This is a genomic window from Bacillus sp. B15-48 (assembly GCF_016879755.1).
Classification (GTDB): domain Bacteria; phylum Bacillota; class Bacilli; order Bacillales; family Cytobacillaceae; genus Mesobacillus_B.
The window spans coordinates 753,610-772,103 of record NZ_WOFU01000001.1 but is presented as its reverse complement, the minus strand read 5'-3'; the positions used below and the strand labels follow the sequence as shown (position 1 = coordinate 772,103).

Annotated in this window: 12 protein-coding genes; 5 read left to right on the top strand and 7 right to left on the bottom strand. The window is 38.5% G+C overall.

What is annotated here, in order from left to right; all coding sequences use genetic code 11:
• Positions 1-87 precede the first annotated feature (87 nt).
• On the top strand, positions 88-1,125 hold the full coding sequence (locus GNT69_RS03480) for a hypothetical protein (RefSeq protein ID WP_203553547.1): 1,038 nt from the start codon (positions 88-90) through the stop codon (positions 1,123-1,125).
• Positions 1,126-1,312: 187 nt separating this feature from the next.
• On the top strand, positions 1,313-3,238 hold the full coding sequence (locus GNT69_RS03475; protein ID WP_239094055.1) for a serine hydrolase domain-containing protein: 1,926 nt from the start codon (positions 1,313-1,315) through the stop codon (positions 3,236-3,238).
• A gap of 153 nt (positions 3,239-3,391) precedes the next feature.
• Here the strand turns inward: GNT69_RS03475 and GNT69_RS03470 are convergent, their stop codons facing one another.
• Together GNT69_RS03470 and GNT69_RS03465 are read right to left on the bottom strand one after the other, a co-directional pair.
• Complete coding sequence (locus GNT69_RS03470; protein ID WP_203553545.1) at positions 3,392-3,706, bottom strand: hypothetical protein; 315 nt, start codon at positions 3,704-3,706, stop codon at positions 3,392-3,394.
• Positions 3,707-3,974: 268 nt separating this feature from the next.
• Complete coding sequence (locus tag GNT69_RS03465) at positions 3,975-4,910, bottom strand: aldo/keto reductase (RefSeq protein ID WP_203553544.1); 936 nt, start codon at positions 4,908-4,910, stop codon at positions 3,975-3,977.
• Positions 4,911-5,388: 478 nt separating this feature from the next.
• On the opposite strand from GNT69_RS03465, the gene GNT69_RS25985 reads away from it, so the two are divergent.
• The gene (locus GNT69_RS25985; protein ID WP_203553543.1) at positions 5,389-7,410 is read left to right on the top strand and encodes a tetratricopeptide repeat protein; all 2,022 of its coding nucleotides are present in this window, start codon (positions 5,389-5,391) and stop codon (positions 7,408-7,410) included.
• Positions 7,411-8,192: 782 nt separating this feature from the next.
• Positions 8,193-8,744 (top strand): REP-associated tyrosine transposase, encoded by a 552-nt coding sequence (locus GNT69_RS03455; protein WP_203553542.1) that lies wholly within the window; start codon positions 8,193-8,195, stop codon positions 8,742-8,744.
• An 84-nt stretch (positions 8,745-8,828) separates the two neighbouring features.
• On the opposite strand, the gene GNT69_RS03450 is transcribed toward GNT69_RS03455, so the two are convergent.
• The 5 genes from GNT69_RS03450 to GNT69_RS25980 form a co-directional block, all read right to left on the bottom strand.
• On the bottom strand, positions 8,829-10,193 hold the full coding sequence (locus tag GNT69_RS03450) for an MFS transporter (RefSeq protein ID WP_203553541.1): 1,365 nt from the start codon (positions 10,191-10,193) through the stop codon (positions 8,829-8,831).
• 608 nt (positions 10,194-10,801) lie between these two features.
• The gene (locus GNT69_RS03445; RefSeq protein WP_203553540.1) at positions 10,802-13,003 is read right to left on the bottom strand and encodes a glycoside hydrolase family 3 protein; all 2,202 of its coding nucleotides are present in this window, start codon (positions 13,001-13,003) and stop codon (positions 10,802-10,804) included.
• Positions 13,004-13,818: 815 nt separating this feature from the next.
• Positions 13,819-14,589 carry an SDR family NAD(P)-dependent oxidoreductase gene (locus GNT69_RS03440; protein WP_203553539.1) on the bottom strand — a complete coding sequence of 257 codons (771 nt, stop codon included), beginning with the start codon at positions 14,587-14,589 and terminating at the stop codon, positions 13,819-13,821.
• A gap of 281 nt (positions 14,590-14,870) precedes the next feature.
• Positions 14,871-15,341: a tRNA (cytidine(34)-2'-O)-methyltransferase gene (locus tag GNT69_RS03435; protein WP_203553538.1), complete on the bottom strand. Its 471-nt coding sequence runs from the start codon at positions 15,339-15,341 to the stop codon at positions 14,871-14,873.
• Positions 15,342-15,660: 319 nt separating this feature from the next.
• Complete coding sequence (locus GNT69_RS25980) at positions 15,661-16,437, bottom strand: IclR family transcriptional regulator domain-containing protein (RefSeq protein WP_203553537.1); 777 nt, start codon at positions 16,435-16,437, stop codon at positions 15,661-15,663.
• 281 nt (positions 16,438-16,718) lie between these two features.
• On the opposite strand from GNT69_RS25980, the gene GNT69_RS03425 reads away from it, so the two are divergent.
• Positions 16,719-18,386: a thiamine pyrophosphate-dependent enzyme gene (locus tag GNT69_RS03425; RefSeq protein ID WP_203553536.1), complete on the top strand. Its 1,668-nt coding sequence runs from the start codon at positions 16,719-16,721 to the stop codon at positions 18,384-18,386.
• The last annotated feature ends 108 nt before the right edge of the window (positions 18,387-18,494 follow it).

Here is an 18,494-nt window from a genome sequence, read left to right as displayed (position 1 = left end):
GACTAATATTATAGAAGATACACAACATGAATCTGAAGAACCGCCACTGTAGTCCTTGTGTTTCCCCAATGAATGGAGGGAGTTAGTATGAAAAGGTTTTTATTGATTTTAATGGGTATTGGGATGTTGCTTGGTTTATCTGCTTGTAATGAAAATAACGCTGAACCACCGCAAAATGGAACTCCGAATGAAGAGGAACCAGTGAATCCACCTACTCAAGACGAAGGCATCCCGACTTTGACTGAAGATATGGCGCGAGAACGATTAACTGGCTTTAAACAGGACTTCCTTTCTCTCGCCAACGAACAAAATGAACAGCAAGAAATTTCTTCTGTTCAAACTAAAACAGAAGTAAAACAGTATTTCCGGGAGAATTTAACTGTTGACTACGCCTCAAGGTATACGGAGTCTAATTTTACAGAATCAGAAGATGGGGTTTATCTCATCCCAAGAGGTGGTCCCGTCTGGCTAGAGGAAGAAGAACCATTTGAACTGGAACAAATAACGGAAACCGAAGTGAAACTGATCCAAGAGCAGAAAAATGCTTTATTCGGGTATGTGACCCTCGAATGTTCCTTTCAATTCCAAGATGGCAAATGGCTTTTAGACAATGTTGAAATGGAAGAAGTTACGGTTGAAGAGATTGCAGAGACTGTTTTGGATCTGCTTGCTGCGAAAGACATGGCAGGTTTAGCTTCCTATGTCCATCCAGATAAAGGAATTCTCTTCTCACCATATGGTTATATCGCTGAAGATGCTCTCGTTTTTTCACAAACAGAAATTGAGCAGTTTTTTAGTAATGATTCCGAAGTTTTTCTCTGGGGAGTGTATGACGGAAGTGGATTCCCAATTGAATTGACGACAGAGGAATATTATGAAAAGTTTATCTACAACCAAGATTTTCAGCATCCTGATGAGGTCGTCGTGAATGAAGTCAAGCAACGCGGAAACACCATGAATAATATAAAAGAAGTTTTCCCAAATTCAGTGTTTGTTGAGTATCATCGCTATGGAACAGAAGAATATTCAGGCATGGACTGGTCCAGCCTCCAACTGGTTTTAGAACAAAACGAATTTGGCGAATGGAAATTAGTTGCCGTTGTTCATGATCAATGGACGATTTAGAATGGCGTCACTGTGACGCCCCGAAAAATCTTGTTTCACAGGGATTGTTCCACAGAACAAAAACACATTTGGGCGGTTCGCCCGTTCACCTAGTGTGAACGGAAGGGTGTTTGCGCTTTAGCCTAGACAACCGAAACACCAGAACCGTCCCGGCGTTTCACCTGAATAGTGGGAGAGGGTTAAGTTGATGAAACGGATTGGATTCATGATGATCAGTATTTTACTCCTATTGCCTCTACATAGTTTTGCTGTAACGAAGCCAGTGGAAAGTGTCCCAATCACGAAAGAAAATGTGCAAATGTTTTCCGAGGATTATTTTACAAAAAGAATGGAAGAAAATCAGATTCCTGGGGCGGTTATGATTGTTGTCAAAGATAATGAGATTCTTTATGAACAGGGATTTGGGTTTGCCAATCTTGAGAAAGGGCTTGAGGTAGACCCAAGTGGCTCGTTATTTCGAATTGGCTCGGTCACAAAACTGTTTACCGCAACGGCGATTATGCAGTTGGTCGAACTAGGATTGGTTGATGTTGAAGCGAATGTGAATGATTATTTGACAGATTTTCAAATTGACACGAAAGATTTCCAACCAGTCCGGGTGAAGCATCTATTGACCCATACTGCCGGCTTTGATGAGTTGATTATTGGAATGGCTGCTGAACATTATCGTGAGCGAAAGCCTTTACGGAATTATTTAAAAGAAAATCAGCCGAAGATGTTGCGTGAACCTGGTCAATACATCCAATACAGCAATTATGGGATGGGCTTATTAGGGCTAGTTATTGAGGAAGTTTCGGGATTATCTTATGAACAATACATTGAAGACCATATTTTAAAGCCGCTTGGGATGAACGATACACATGTTGTAATGAATCCAACTGTTTACGAGCAATTAGCCCGAGAATATTTTCCCATCGGGGACGGTTTTAAAGAGGAGCCCTTATATGATTTTCATTTTCCTCCTGCGGGTTCGGTGTTAGCGACAGCTGAAGATATGGCCCAATTTATGCTTCTTCATTTGAATAACGGCACATGGAATGGTGCGACGGTGATCAACGAAAATACGGCTAAGCTGATGCACGAACGTCAATTCTCGCAACATCCGAGCGTACAAGGGTTTGGTTTTAGCTTTTTTGAACGATTGCAGAATTCCCATCGGTTTCTAGAGCATGGCGGGAATACAGGTGGAACAAATAGTATGCTAATGATTGATAAAGACCGAAATATCGGAGTTTTTATCGCTAATAATGGTTATGCAGGGGCCTTGATGACCGCAGAATTCCCGCAAACTTTTATTAACCACTTTTATCCGATAAGTGAATCTGCTGCAGTGATTGAGGATTTGGAGAATATTATAGAAGAAACTAATCTAAAAAGGTATGAGGGCAGTTATTACACGAATCGCTACAGTCGTGAGGATGTGTCGAAAATAACGTTGGCATTGTCCCCTTCGATCAAAATTAGTCAAGGGTCCAATCGTTCACTGCTTGTTCAGTTTTTAAATCAGGAACGGAGATTTATCCAAGTGGAACCTCTTGTATTTTTCGATCCTAAAACAGTGCAGTATATTGCTTTTGAAGAGGATGGGAAAGGGAATATTACCCACATGTTTGATTCCAGCAGTTTTGTGTTTGAAAAAGGAAGTTGGTATCAAAATGTCCTGTTGCATGGGATTCTTATCGGTCTTTTTTTCCTACTATCAGTCGGAACAGGGTTGATTTTAATTGTAAAATTGATTAAGAAAATCGTAAAAAGGAAGAAAGAAAGCAGCACGATCGTTAGGCAACCGAGCTGGTATAAAAATCCTGGAAAACTAAACATCCTAATATGCATGAGTTTTTTACTGTATTTAGCGGTCTTACTGATTGGAATATCGCAAATGGATGGTATTGTTTCCGTATTTTTAGATTTGCCACTAGCTGTTCAACTAGCACTCTATATCCCGGTACTTACGATTTTACTCGTAATCATCCAAGGGGTAGTATTACTCAAATCTTGGTTTGCCAAATCAGGGGGGCCGTTTGTTAAACAACTTTATTATACAGCTGTTTTATTTTTAGCAGTCAGTGTGGTGTTGGTTTTGAGGTATTATAATTTGGTAGCGTCACTGTGACGCCCCGAAAAATCTTGTTTCACAGGGATTGTTCCACGGTCGGATTTTGAGGTCCGCCACTTAGCTAATGTGTTAAAGTGTTTAGGTTGATAGAAGGTGTCATATCGATTGTGAGGATTCAAAAAAAAATCGCCACTTTGGCGATTTTTTTATTCATGAGAATTTGTATAATTCCTTAAGTTGTTTATCTAATGTTTTCCATAAGAGGACCCAACCGTCACCAGGTTCATTTTTATCCTCTATTTTCAGTTCTCTTGCTACGAGTTTTGTTCTAGCGTTCGGATAATCTTTTGGTGATAGCTGGCCTAAAATGAATTTAGAATGAAGTTCGTTAAACGTTTTTAAAAAAGTTTCTTTTACAGTAGGTAATTTTTCGATTTCCTGTTGTGAGGGTATTTCTTTTCCAATCCAGTCACATAATTCACATACTGGGTTTGTCCCGCCAGCATTCGTATGATGGGTGATCACACGAAAAATTGCATATTTGCCTGAGTTTAACTGGTATGAAAGGGCATCTCCAACTTCTAGGTCAGTTTGGCTTTTATAACGTTTTTTGACCTTTTTATGGTAGCGTCACAGTGACGGTCCGAAAAATCTTGTTTCACAGGGATTGTTCCACATGTGTGACGGTCTGCCGTTTCCAAAAAGAAACACCAGAACCGCCCCGGTGTTTCAGGTTTCCTTGCCCCTTCACAGGGGCAAGGAACCAACAACAACGCCTTGGATTTGGAGTTATTTAGCTAAAGATTCGATCAATTTCTTGAATCTCTCCTGGAGTTAAGACTACTTCTAATGTTTTTAAATTGTTTAAGATTTGATCAGGACGCTTGGCACCTGGGATGATTGAGTCAATTGCATCATGTGTTAAATACCAAGCTAACACAACCTGAGCAACTTCAACTTCTTTTGCGTTAGCAATTTTACGAACCTGTTCCACTTTCTCTAAGTTTCGTACAAGGCCTTCGCCTTCTAAAAATGATCTGCCTTTGCGGAAGTCATCAAATTTTGTATCTTTTGTATATTTTCCAGCCAACAGTCCTTGGGCAAGTGGGAAGAATGGAATAAAAGAAATGTTATTTTGGGCGCAGTATGGTAACAAATCCTCTTCAGCTGAACGATTTACCAAGTTATAGGCTCCTTGAAAGACTTCGATATAGCCGTCTTTATTGCCTTCTTTTAACTGATCAATTGAAAAGTTGGATACGCCAATTGCCCGAATTTTCCCTTCATCTTTTAATTGCTTCAATACTCCAATCGCTTCGTCCTTAGGGGTGTTTTCGTCTGGGAAATGAATATAATATAAATCAATATAATCTGTTTGCAACCGTTTTAAGCTCTCTTCAAACGTTTGACGCAAAAATTCTGGGGAGTTGTCAACGACCATTTCATTGCCAACGGGTCTATAGCCCCCTTTCGTGCCGATAATGACTTCACTTCGTTTCCCTGATTCTTTTAGGGCTTGCCCAATTAATTCCTCCGAAGTTCCCGGCCCATATAAGTAGGCCGTATCAATAAAATTAATTCCGGCATCGACCGCGGCATGCACCAGTTTTTTTCCTGCTTCTTCGTCTGTAAGGTTGGGGTAAAAGTTTTGGCCGCCAACGGAATTTGCTCCAAAACCAATCGGATTAATATAAAGATCTGATTTCCCAAGTTGTACTTTCTTACTCATTTTTTCTACACCTCATTTTTTGAATGTTTCGACAATAATTTGCGGATAGACTGTTTTATAGATACTTTCCTCCTCTATATCGAATTCTGTATAACTTTGAAAAATCCTTCTCTTTTTTTTCGACACAGGGACGCCCCGAATAAAAGAAACACCAGAAGCAGGAAATTTTTCGCTGAATGTCGAATTATATCACAAAAACTTAAAAAACTATCCTGCTTCTTAGCACTTGGAAATTTTGCGATAGTTACTGAGTATAGTACTCTTTCGATGGATAATTCATTGCTTTATAAAATACTTCGAAATATCAGCAAAACTTCCAAGTGCTATGTTAAGAACCGTCCCGGCGTTTCAAAAAGATCAGAGAGGGAAAAGATTATCTGACGAAGAATGTGTAAATAATGTCTAACACTTAGCTCGTCTTTATTTTATGATAGAGTTGAAAATAGAGAAAAAATAGGACTGGAAAGGATGAAACGGTGTGGAGAAAATCGGGAGAAATGATACATGTCCTTGTGGAAGCGGGAAAAAATATAAAAAATGCTGCGGAAAAAACAATGTGATTTCCATGGAACAATTGATTGAAAAGGAAATAATGGATATACAAGCGGATATCGTTCAATTTGCTCTCATCCATTATGAGGAGGAAATGAGCGATAGTTTAGCAGATTGGATTGGGCCGTTCGACATTCCAGAAGACGCTTTGGAAATGTTCCACTTTTATACCGTCACATGGTTTATTACCTCGATTGAAGTTGAAGGAAAAACGATTTTAGAACATTATGTTGATAGAAATCCAGCTAAATGGAATCGTCAACGGGTCAAGAGTTTTATCCAATCATGGAAAAATGCAAGACCTTCCATTACCATCATTCAAGATCAAGACGACAAACAACTTTTAACACTTCGTGATATGTTTAGTGATCAAATACATAAGGTAAAAGTTTTAGATGAGGATCATCCGGTTGAAACAGGCGGAGCTGTGCTAGGAACAATTCTTCCTTCAGGGGAAACATCTTACTTCTTTACTTCCTTTATTGATTTGCCTAAAAGTTCGGCGAAAAGCGTTAACGATAGAGTAATTGCTTTATTTGAAGAAAGTAATGAGGCTAGTATAGGAGAATATTTAGTTAAAAATTATCCTGAAGTCCTTTACGATTTTTTATTTGCGACAAAACCCGCTATCGAAGAGCTAGATTGGAAGTCGCCAAAGCACCTAGAAGTGGCATTGGAATTCAAGAATTACATGGAAGAGTATCAAGATGAGGTCTTCATCGAGCTAGGACTGTATCTATGGTATCAATACTGTTCAGGTAAAAATCCGAAAATCATCAAAACCAACACCTATACAGCTGCCTTAGTTTACTTGGTCGACCAAACAAACCCTTTTGGGGAGATGTTGACGCAAAAAGAGTTGGCTGAGGAATTTGGAATTTCTAGCAGCACGTTATCCGCAAGATATCGAGATATGGAAACGGTCTTACACGGGGAAATTCTTGAGTTAGCAGAAAAACTTGAGAGTTTCGATTTTGAAGAAATATACGATGATCTATTTTTAGATGAGGATGATGACGATGATCTTTTCTTTGAAGAGGGAGATGCCCAATTATTTTCTAAAAAGAAGGAAAAAGTTTTGGCCAACAGTAGGGTTAGCTTGGAACGTGAGCTGCTTCGGTTAGAATCTGAAATGGAAGATCATCATTTTGACTCACTAGAGGAAGTCAATCATTTTATGAACCAACGATTGAATAACCGTGAAGGACAACAAAAGAAGTTAACCAATAAGGAAAAAGCACAGGAATTATTATTTGACGCGTTGGAGGCAACCGGAAGTAAAAGAAGGAAGCTGGCAAAAGAGGCATTAAAGTTATATCCAGATAGCCCTGAGGCTTATACTATTTTAGCCGACCTTGAAATGAATCCCGTTAAAGCAGAAGAACTATTATTAAAAGCGATTGAGGTTGGCGAAAAGGAGCTTGGACAAGGCTTTTTTGAAGAAAATAAAGGCCATTTTTGGGGAATTGTCAGCACACGCCCCTACATGCGTGCAAAATACAATTATGCCCTTCTTTTACAGGATATTGAAAAGACAAAAGCGGCCATTAAACATTATGAAGAGCTATTAGAACTAAACCCTAACGATAATCAAGGTGTCCGCTATGATTTATTTACCGCATTGGTTGAAAAAGGCCTGCTGAAAAAAGCAGAAGAGCTGTTGAACAGATATAATGAGGACATGTCAGCAAGTGGGTCCTACAATCGGGTGCTTATTGAGTTTTTACAAAACGGGGCAACTTCTCGGGCGAAACAGCTTTTACAAAAGGCAAAAAGACAAAACCCTTATGTACCGAAATATTTAGTAGGGAAAAAAGCTATTCCGCTCTATCTTCCGAACAGCTATCAACCGGGGGATGAAGCAGAAGCGATCATTTATGCCGACCAACACCTAGATTTATGGCATAACAACCGTAAATTAATGGATTGGTTGGTAGCGTCACAGTGACGCCCCGAATAATCTTGTTTCACAAAAAATTGTTCCACGGTCCAAAATAAGTTGGAAGTGCTGATATTGGTGCTTCTTTTTTTTATCGTAGATTAACTGGCAGTAAAACCCCCACTTCAAGTCTTCAGGTCACCTAGTAAGGATAATGGGGGGATATAACTGTCAGTAACTGCCCGACAAGACCTTTTCTTAGAGCTTTAGATCTTAGAAAAGTCAATCAGGCTCCGCGTGACTAACCATCAGTGGGGGATTGGAGAAAACCCCCTCTGATGGAAGTTTCGCTTTATCTTTTTTAATTTAAGTAGTTTTGTTGCAGGAGTTTTGGGTTATTTGTGGAATATAGTGTTGTTATCGTTTTTTGGTTTACCTTTCTTTCGCCCCTCTTCTTATTATTTTCCTTCTATAATATCTTCTGTTCTTTATTTTAAACTTCTTTCTTTTTCTATCCCAAAGTTGCATCTCATTATTCAATTAACAAGAGCTAGTTAGTTTATTTTCTCAGGAGGTTTAATAGCTGACGGTTTAAGATTTGAGTACCGGTTTGAAAGGCCTGATGGTTATCCTTGTTCAGGTTCAATGAGATGTCTGCTCGAAGTCACCGAATATGTGATCGTTGAGGGTTTATTTTTAACATTATTCACAAGCCTGAACGATTGTTTTCAAGAACGATTTGGATTTGCAGGGCGTGTGCGGAGAATTACGGAAGTATCGATTAGAAAGGCGATAACCGTATGGTGTTTAAATATTAGTATTAAGATTGATTAAAAAGGGAGGTAGTGTTGTTGCCTTATAAGAAGAGAGTTTGGGTTCCTGAGCGATTTTATCATGTTGTTTGTCGGGGAAATAGGCGGGATGCGCTGTTTCGAGATGTCGATGATTTCCTAGCTTACCATCATATCCTTGACCAACTATATGACCGGTATCCTTTTGAAATGTCCGCCTATTGCCTCATGACGAATCACGTTCACCTGCAAATTCGCTCCCAGGAAGTTCCTCTTTCAAAAATAATGTCGCTTCTAAATAAACGATATGCCAATTACTTTAACTCCAAATACGAATTAACTGGCCATGTGTATGAAAAACGCTTTTATGACAAATTGATTTATGATGAAGAGGACATGCTAGAAGTCAGTCGCTATATTCATCTTAACCCAGTTGTCGCAAATATGGTGAAGCACCCGCTATCCTATCCCTGGAGCAGCTTTTACTTGTATAAATATCAACTCGCTGTCCCACCCAGGTATATAAACTTGAACTGTATACTCGATTATTATCAAGGGACAGAGGAGGAGAAGCGGGAGAGGTATTGTCGGAGTGTGGTTGCGTCACAGTGACGCCCCGAAAAATCTTGTTTCACAAAAATTGTTCCACGAAGACCGTCCAATATGTTATTAAACAAGAAAAATCCAATCAGCAGCTTACACTGATTGGATTTCTTCTGATTTGGATGTAGGGAGAGAGCTGGCTTCGTTTGCCGGATTGTTTACGTGACCTCTTGATTTAGGGACAATTGTTAAGGCAATTGCAGCAATTAAGCCAGGGATCGCAAACGCAATGAAATTCAATTGAATAGGAAGGGAAATCGATAATAAAAACCCTCCTAGTATTGGACCAAGCATGCCGCCAAGTCTACCGATGCCGGATGACATTCCTAGTGCGGTTGAACGAAGTGAAGCCGGATAATATTGTGAAACATAGGCTTGAATTAGATTTTGTGCCCCAATAGTACTTGCGCCAGCAATACCTACTAATATATAAATATAAAACGTACTTCCACCAAAACCTAATAATGTAATCCCAATTGCACCGAGTGCATATAAAATTACAAGAAGATTCTTTAAGTCAAATCGATCATTTAACTTAGCAATAACCAATGTGCCGATAATGGCACCGGCTTGAAGGGTAACTAAGAACGCAAGACTAGAATGTAAACCATAGCCAGCCTCAATCATTAAGTTTGGTAGCCATGTATTTAATCCATAAACCATTAAAAGACTCATGAAAAAGGTTGTCCAAAACATTAATGTGCTTAATGTTCGCTTATTTTGGAATAGTCCCATCACAGGAACTTTTGATTCACTTTCTTTGATGTCAGCAATTTCGTCTTTTTCAGAAATAGTAGCTTCTGGATTCACTTTTGCAAGGATTTTTATAAGTTCCTTTTTTCTCCCAGTTCGAATCAAATGAGCGGATGACTCTGGCAATAGTTTAAAAAGAATTGGGAGAAATAGAATTGGAATCCCTGCTACCCAAAAAATCAATTCCCATCCATAAGTGGGCATCAACGTCATCCCTAAAATTGGAGCGAGCATCCCGCCGATCGAATATCCACATAATACAATCGAAACGACCATACTTTTTAATTTTCCCGGTGAGTAATCAGTTAACAAGGCAATAACGTTGGGCATGACGCCACCTAAACCAAGCCCAGCTAGGAAACGATAAGTAGAAAACATGGTTGGATTGTCAGCAAATCCACATAACATCGTGAAAAAACTAAATAAAAAGACTGATAGGATCGTCACGTTTTTTCTTCCAAGTCGGTCAGCAAGTGTACCAAATAGGATTGCACCAAAAGCCATTCCAAACATTCCATAACTTCCGATTGTTCCTGCTTCTACAGAGGTTAACCCCCATTCCTCCATTAATATAGGCAATACGGTTCCATATACGACTAAATCATATCCGTCAAATAGAATAATGATAAAACACCAAACGAGCAGCCAAAAGTGAAAACGATTAAATTTACTTGTTGCAATTAATTTTTCAGGGTTGATAGTCATGAAAATATTCCTCCTTTTTCGACATTTTCTAATATAATGAAAAACTTTTTTTATAAAACATTCGGCATATTCTATTAATTATGGACACTGTTCTCTAAAAGTCATTATAAATGGATATGTATTCGCTTTCAATCAAAAAACACTAATAAATTGAAAATTTTTAGAGTATTTAAAAGATTGTTAGCTATTGCACAATATCATATCTACGTTTTTTATCGTGGAAATAGGAAAGAACCGTCATTTTTGGAATAGCAATATGTCGAATTGTCACAGTGACGCCCCGAATAATCTTGTTTCACAAAGATTGTTCCACGGACTCTTTTAGTGTTGTAGAGGTTTTCATTGGAGGAAGAGATGGTTGGGGCTTCTACTTAATTTATAAATGCCTAGATTACATTTGTCCTTCTTCAAGGAGAGTTGGATTGTTTTCGCTAAAGTGTAGAGGATTATGAAAATGGTCATGCAAGGAATCATTTTGGTTCTTTAAGTGGTTATAGGTGAATAGAAAAAAGGCACATGAGCGGTTAGAACCCACTCAATGTGCCTTTTTTCGTACAAAACTTTCGATTGTCCCTTAAGAGAACCGTTCTCGTGCTTCAACCAAGACTTTATTTATTGTTACGAGCATGACTTGGTGTTCCAGTTTCATCTGCATGTGCAGGCTTTCCTTTTTCTCCTGCATGGTCTGGTGCTTTGCCTTGGTTATAAGAGAGGCCGAATCCAAACCAGTATTCGTCGCCATTTTTATTTTTATATACGTAAGAAGGATCTTCTTCGTATCCAGGAATGTCTCCGTTTCCATTTGCTACTGCTTCTTTATCAGCAGGAATGGTGAATGGAAGTTTTCCTGTTGGGTTGAATTTGCCGCGAATCACATCGACAACTGCTTCAGCCTTCACGTTGAAAGTACTAATGACAGCCGCTGCATTTGGCTCAACTTCCTCGATTAGCCATGGATTGGTCATGTTAATCGCCGTAATCGTTGGAACAGTCTTCTGAATGTCAACAATTCTTTCTACATCGCTAATTCCTGTATTAGGTCCAAGTTCGATCGACGGGGAGGCCGTTGATGTATTTGGATGCACCCATACAAAAGCATGTGTAGCTTCTTCAACTGTATCGACAATCGTAATCGCGTCATCATGTTTCTTAATTGTCTGTTTTAACGCATTTGTGCTGCCTTCTGCATTATTGCGAGTGAATACTTCGATATAAAGCTTAACCTTTTTAATTTGTCCATCATTTAATGGAAGAAGTTTTTCATCATTACGTAAAAGAACAACTGACTTGCGGTGTGCTTCATCTGCGATTTTCTGAGATTCTGGATTTGATGTAACCGCGACAGCATTCGCTGGGTCAACGTAAGGGTTTTCAAATAAACCTAACTGCATCATTTCTGATAGTAAAAATTTAACGGATTGATCAACATATTCGATTAATTCAGGCTCATCGTTAAGTGCTTGAATTAAGTGTGTAGGATCTGCTTCTCCAGAGAAAATATTGACTCCAGCTTTTAAAGCATAAGCAAATCTTTCCGGACGTGTTAATTCCTCGACACCCCAAGGCATCGCAGTCGTAATTCCAGTGTCTGTATTCACATAGCCTTTAAAGCCAAGCTGACCGCGCAATAAATCTTGAATAATCGCTTTATTAAATGCAAAGCCGACTTCTTCAAACGGTTGTCCAGTTCCTAACTGATTAGGCGCACTGTGTTCATTGCTTGGGTAGGCATAATAAGGCATGATTGATGATGTCCCAGCATCAATGGCAGCCTGGAATGGTGGAATATGGTATTTAAGTAAGCTTCCTTCAGTCGGATATGGGTTAAAATTCCCATCTAAGTAATGTGGATCCTTTCCATCATCACGTGCTCCTCCGCCTGGGAAATGTTTGGTTGTGAGAGCAACACTGCTTGGGCTAAGGCGATCACCTTGGAACCCTTTTACGATAGCATAAATCAAGTCGGCAGCAAGTTCAGGGTGCTCACCGAATGTTCCATTTGTTCTTCCCCAAATCGGATCCGTAATGATATCGACCATGTACATATAGCCTTTTTGAATTCCGGATACGCGCCATTCTTTTGCGGCGATTTCACCGAATTCTTTTACAAGATCAGCATCACGTGTGGCAGCTAATCCCAATTCACCAGGCCAAACAGAAAAGACGCCGCTCGCTTCAGAAAATCCAAATGCTAAATTATTGTTGATATGATTTCGTGGATTTGATGTCATGACGACTGGAATTCCTAATCTTGAGCTCTCTGCTAGTTCTTGCAATTCATTTGTCCATTCTGCTAATTTATCTGCAGTTGGGTTGTCACGAATAATCAGGTAGCGTAAATTGCGTTCAAGAATTCCTTTAGTAGCTGCTGAAGCATCTAAAACAGGTGCATCAAATTCATAGTTCGGATCACCAGGCTGAGCCCATCGGTTTGTTTCGCTCCAAGAATCTGTCTCGCATAGCAAACTACCGGCTACTGGCGGGCAAGTTGTACCACCAAAACCACCGTCTCCCATATAATGAGACGAAATAAGCATTAACCCAGCTTTTTCCTCTGTTTCCATTTGGGAAACTAAATCATCAACACGGGTTTGAACCGGCAGCCTCCAGTCCTCATATGGATCAAGTTTTCCATTCGCATTTAAATCTTTGAACTCTTTGCCATCAATCGTTAAAATATTTTTTGCACGAGATTCAACTTCGACAACCTTGCTTTCTGCACTCGCCTGTGGCAGCAACAGTGGCACGGTCAATAATAATGTCAGTGAACCTGCCATAAATTTTTTCAGCTTTGAAGATTTGCCTAGCATATTACCCCTCCTTTTTGTTGTTACCGCTTTCGCTAACGATAATAAAAGATTGAAAGACATTTAATATATGAACCACCTCCTTAAAATGGATAAGCGTTTTCATATTTTTAAAATTAGAAGACCTGGTATTTGATTTTGCAATTTTTGCTAAGAAAAACAATGAAGTAGGATTTGATATTACTATGAAAAACAATGAAGGGATTCGATTTTGTGATGAAGAACAATGGAGTAGAGGAACCTATCGAATATTTTTGTTTATTAAACATACTAACTTAATTTTAAAAGTTTATTATCGATGTAAACATTAATCTAAACGCGATGAATCGGTTGTTTTATGATTTGTTCGCTAATAGAAAAGAATCAATGTTTAAACCTCTCCTTTTCTAACGCATAAGTATAACTACGCCTCTGTTATGTCCTTTGAGGCGAACGAATCGGCGAGTCTACATTACAAAATATGTCCATTCTTAATAATTTGTTAGGTTAACGAACTAATATTTATAATAATAGAATAACATCCTGACCTATATTGCTCAATAATCAGTTCGGACTATTTTGAAAATTTGAACTAGGTATTTCGTCACAGTGACGCCCCGAATAATCTTGTTTCACAGAAATTGTTCCACGGGGAAAAGGTGTCTACTCACCACCGGGGTTTTGTGATAGAAGGATATAAGGAGAGCCCATCATATAGACATGATGGGCTCTCCACTTGTATTCTTTGTGGGCATTTTCATTTTAGGTGTAAAATTCATAATCGTGATACTTCTTCCTTCGATATTTCTCCATCTACTATTCCAAAATGATTGGTAATGTTAATAATGAACAGCGTTCCCTGTTCCTCCAGATACATCAATCACATCGCCTGTAATCGAAACAGACAGTGGGGAGGATAAAAATGTAATCACATTGGCGATATCTTCGGCTTTTACTATGCGTCCGATTGCATTCCTTTTAGCGACTTCAAGTAAATCCGTCTCATTCGGGAATCGATCTCTAGTTGTTTCCGTTTCTGTGACACCTGGGTAAACGGCATTGACAGTAATTCCATGGTTCCCTAATTCAACTGAAGCAGACTTCGTTAAATGAACAACAGATACATTGCGTGCACCAGCACTAATGCTTCCAGCACTTCTGGCAGCCAATCCACTTATATTAATAATCCGTCCCCAATTATTTTTAATCATATATGGAGAAACCGCTCGTATACAGCGGAAATAGCCCATAAACTTTTCTTCAAAATCTTTTAAAATAAGCTCATCTTTTACATGATGAAAGTCTTCAGGGTCTCCACCGCTGACACGTGCTCCATTATTCACTAAAATATCAATGCCGCCGAGCGCCTCTACGGCCTGTTCCACTAGATGTTTAATTGAATCAGGGTCGCCAATATCCGCGGCGATCGGATAAATATTTCTCCCGGTTTCTTCCATTAATTCTCTAGCGGTTTCTTTTAGCGACGATTCGTTTCGTGCACAGATTACACAATCGACCCCTTCTAAAGCCAATTGGCGAGCAACCGCTTTACCAATGCCTCTACTGCCTCCAGTAATAAGCGCTTTTTTCCCAGCTAACTGCAAATCCATAACGCAACCCCCTTAGTATGATTAACTCCTTTTTAATTACATTCTAGAAAAGAAGGGATTTTCCTTGTGTCACAGTGACGCCCCGAAAATTCCCCTGAAAAAAATTAATACTTTCATCAAGCTTGTTTAATAAAGTAAAAATTTTTTCCCTTAATATTTGCCTTGCTCGTTTTATTTTAGCAATTATTCATGACAAATAAATTCTGAATGACAAAATAGGCAGGTAATCGTAAATAAGGTTATTTAAACCAAACAAAAAATCTTCCAAAACGGAAGATTTTTTAGCTTAAATTAGGAAATCCTTGTTGGCGTAAAGCCTCGTACACTAAGATAGCAGCTGTACTCGAGAGGTTCAGTGAGCGAACATGATCATTCATGGGGATTCTCAAAAAGTGATCTTTATTTTTTTCTAGTAAATCTATTGGTAAACCGGTTGTTTCTTTTCCGAACATAAAATAATGTTCCTTTGATACATCACTGAAATCAAAGGATGAATGTGTTTTTTCACCAAATGTTTCAATATAGTAAAAATCACCTTGATTTTTTGAAAAAAAGTCATCCAAAGAATCATAATACGTTATGTTGACAGAGTCCCAAAAATCAATCCCTGCTCGTTTTAACATTTCTGGGTCGGTTGAAAAGCCAAGAGGGCGGATGATATGTAAAGCCGTACCCGTTGCGGCACAAGTAAGGGCAATATTTCCAGTATTAGCCGGAATATCTGGTTGGTATAGGACAACATGTATCGCCAAGAATGGTCACCTCTATCTTTATTTTCCCCAAAAATTATATCATACAGATTCAGGTTGCGTCACAGTGACGCCCCGAATAATCTTGTTTCACAAGAAATTGTTCCACGGATATAAGAAGATATATTGATCAGTGGGGGATGTAGAAAACCCCCGCTGATGGAAATTTCGTTTTATTACTATAATGATCAAAGCTAATTATTCGATTTTTGGATTTTAAAGATACGCCTGCTTATGCAAGCCGGCCGGAAACAGGAGTCAATCTAGTTTCCATCGTATTTCAAAGCGTATTTGTTGAATTTAGTATGTGAATTTTGAGTTATTACGTATGAAAGGCAAGCTTTTTTGAAATTTCTTCGGACATTTGTATCATATATGTCTTCATTTTTTTAATCTTTTCATCAGTCATTCTTGAAGTAGGTCCACTGATACTGATACTAGCGACAACTTTTTCTGTATAGTCTTTGAGTGGTACCGCCAAACACTTCGCCCCAACTTCACATTCTTCTAAATCTAATGCATATCCCTTTTTCTTTACATTTTCCAATTCATCAAATAATGCCTCTGGAGTGGTAATCGTGTGGATAGTCAGTTCAGGCATTCCCTTTTTCTCAATGATTTTTAAAATTTCTTCACGGGAATAATTTAGCAAAATGTTCTTACCGACACTAGTGGCATGTAAAGGAGCTCTTTTGCCGATTCTTTGCATCGTTTTTAGCATATTATCTGGGCCATTAATCACGTCGATGTATACGACCTCGTTATCTTCCTCAATCCCTAAACAGGATGATTCTTGAAACTCTTCCGATAAAGCGACTAAATAATCATGAACAAGATTCCGAATATCGTGTTGTTCACTTACTAAACTTCCTAATTGAGCTAATTTTAATGTTAATGCATATTTGGAAGAATCTGCATTTTGATAGACATATCCAAATGAACTTAATGTGCTTAAATATCTTAAAACAGTACTAGTAGGAGATTTCACTTGCTCTGAAATATCTTGAAGTCGCATTTCTCCACCTTTTGAAACCATCAATTCAATGATTTGAAGGACTTTTTCCACTGATTGATTTTTCTTCACTTTTTTTTCAATCACTATTATTCTCTCCTCATTTGTTATAAAAAAATTTCATCGTTTGTAATAAACGTTCATAGTACCTTTTTAGTCAACCTTTTTACAAAACTTTAGTAATGTCTGTAGTTTACAAAGCTTCATTAATGTCTGTAGTCTATCATACTTAAGAAAAGAGCTCAAATATAATTTCACTATGAGAAACTTAGTTTCAAAAAGTGTTGACGGTTCTATTTAGTCGTGTTAAATTAGGTTTATAAAATAAAATTAGATTTCACCTAGTGAAACTGGTTAGGAGGCAAAACATGTTAGTTGCTGAAGTAATTGTTCAAATTTTAGAAAAAGAGGGCATTGAAGATGTTTTTGGTATTCCGGGAGCTGGAATAAATCCCGTGTACAAGTACTTAGATCAATCAGAACAAATTAGTCATATGTTAATGAGGCATGAGGAAGCGTGTGTTCATGCAGCAGATGGTTATTTTAGATCAAGTGGAAAACTTGCAGTTGCTGCATGTACTGCTGGCCCAGGAGCAACTAATTTTGTAACCGGTATCTACACAGCAAACATTGATTCCATTCCATTAATCGCTATCACGGGGCAATCTGAACGATCTCAATTGAATAAGGATGCATTTCAATCAGTTGATATCGCAGCTATTGTTAAACCAGTTGCGAAAGGTGCTTGGTGCGTAACAGACCCAGAAGAGATAGTATCTGTAATGAAAAATGCATTTAGAATTGCTAGAGAAGGAAGACCTGGTCCCGTTTTAATTGACTTACCTTTAGATGTTCAAATGGAAGAAATTGATTTTGATATTGATACATATCAACCAGCTGAAATTAAAAAGGTCGAACCAAATTTGGGGAAAATCCAAGAAGCCATTAACCTAATCAAAAATGCAAAAAAACCGGTACTTCTTATGGGTGGAGGCGTTATACTTTCTGGAGCAACATCACAGTGTGTAGAGCTAGCAGAAATGTTACAGCTGCCTGTTATCACTACGTATATGGCTAAAGGAGGAATTCCTGTTAACCATCCATTAAATGTAGGTCATGCTGGTATTCAAGTAGGTGGACCTCTTGGTAACAAAGTGTTCAGTGAAGCTGATGTTGTATTAGGGATAGGCTGTCGTTTTACTGACCGACATACAGGTGATATTAACGTCTATACACAAGGTCGTAAGTTCATCCATATTGATATTGAACCTACTCAAATTGGTAGAATCATTGAACCTGAGATTGGAATTGTTTCAGATGCTCGTTTAGCGATTGAAGCTTTAATAGAGGCAGCAAAGGGTGAAGCACCATTTGAAGCAAAAGGATATGTATCTGAACTAGAAAGTTTAAGAAGTGAGCTAAAAAGAAAAACAGATTATGATCATGCACCTATCAAACCACAACGTGTATTTAAAGAGATGAATGAGGTTTTCGGGGATGAGGTAATGTATACGACTGGGTGCGGCTTAACTCAAATCTGGTCAGGGCAATTACAGGATATCAATCGTCCAAGAAAATACCTTCCATCAGGTGGTGCAGGTACACTAGGCTTTGATATTCCAGGGGCTATTGGAGCATCAGTTGGAGCACCAGGGAAAAAAGTGGTTAGCGTTTTAGGAGACTTCGGATTTACCTTTATGGTCGAGGAAATTGCAGTTGCAGCAGTATACGAAATTCCACTTGTTGTTGTCATTGTAAATAATTCTTATCTTGGTCTAATTAGACAAAACCAAAAGTATGCTTTTGATTTTGAGAATGCCGTACGTATGGGTGAGAATCAAGGTTTAATGGATTACGTCAAGGTTGCTGAAGGGTTTGCTTGTGAGGGAGAACGCGTGTTCAAACCAGAAGATATTAAACCAGCTTTAGAAAGAGCTTATGCTGCGAAGAAACCTTATATTATTGATATTGTATGTGAAGAAACAACAGATTGCTCGATGGGTAAAAGCATTACAAGTGTAAGAGAGTTTGTTTAAGCAAGTCTAAAATAAGTTCCTTTTTTTTAAAAACGATTACATTCGCATAGTGATTTGTGAATTAATGAGCGAGTCGTTTTAAAAACATGAACAAAATAAAAATAGTAA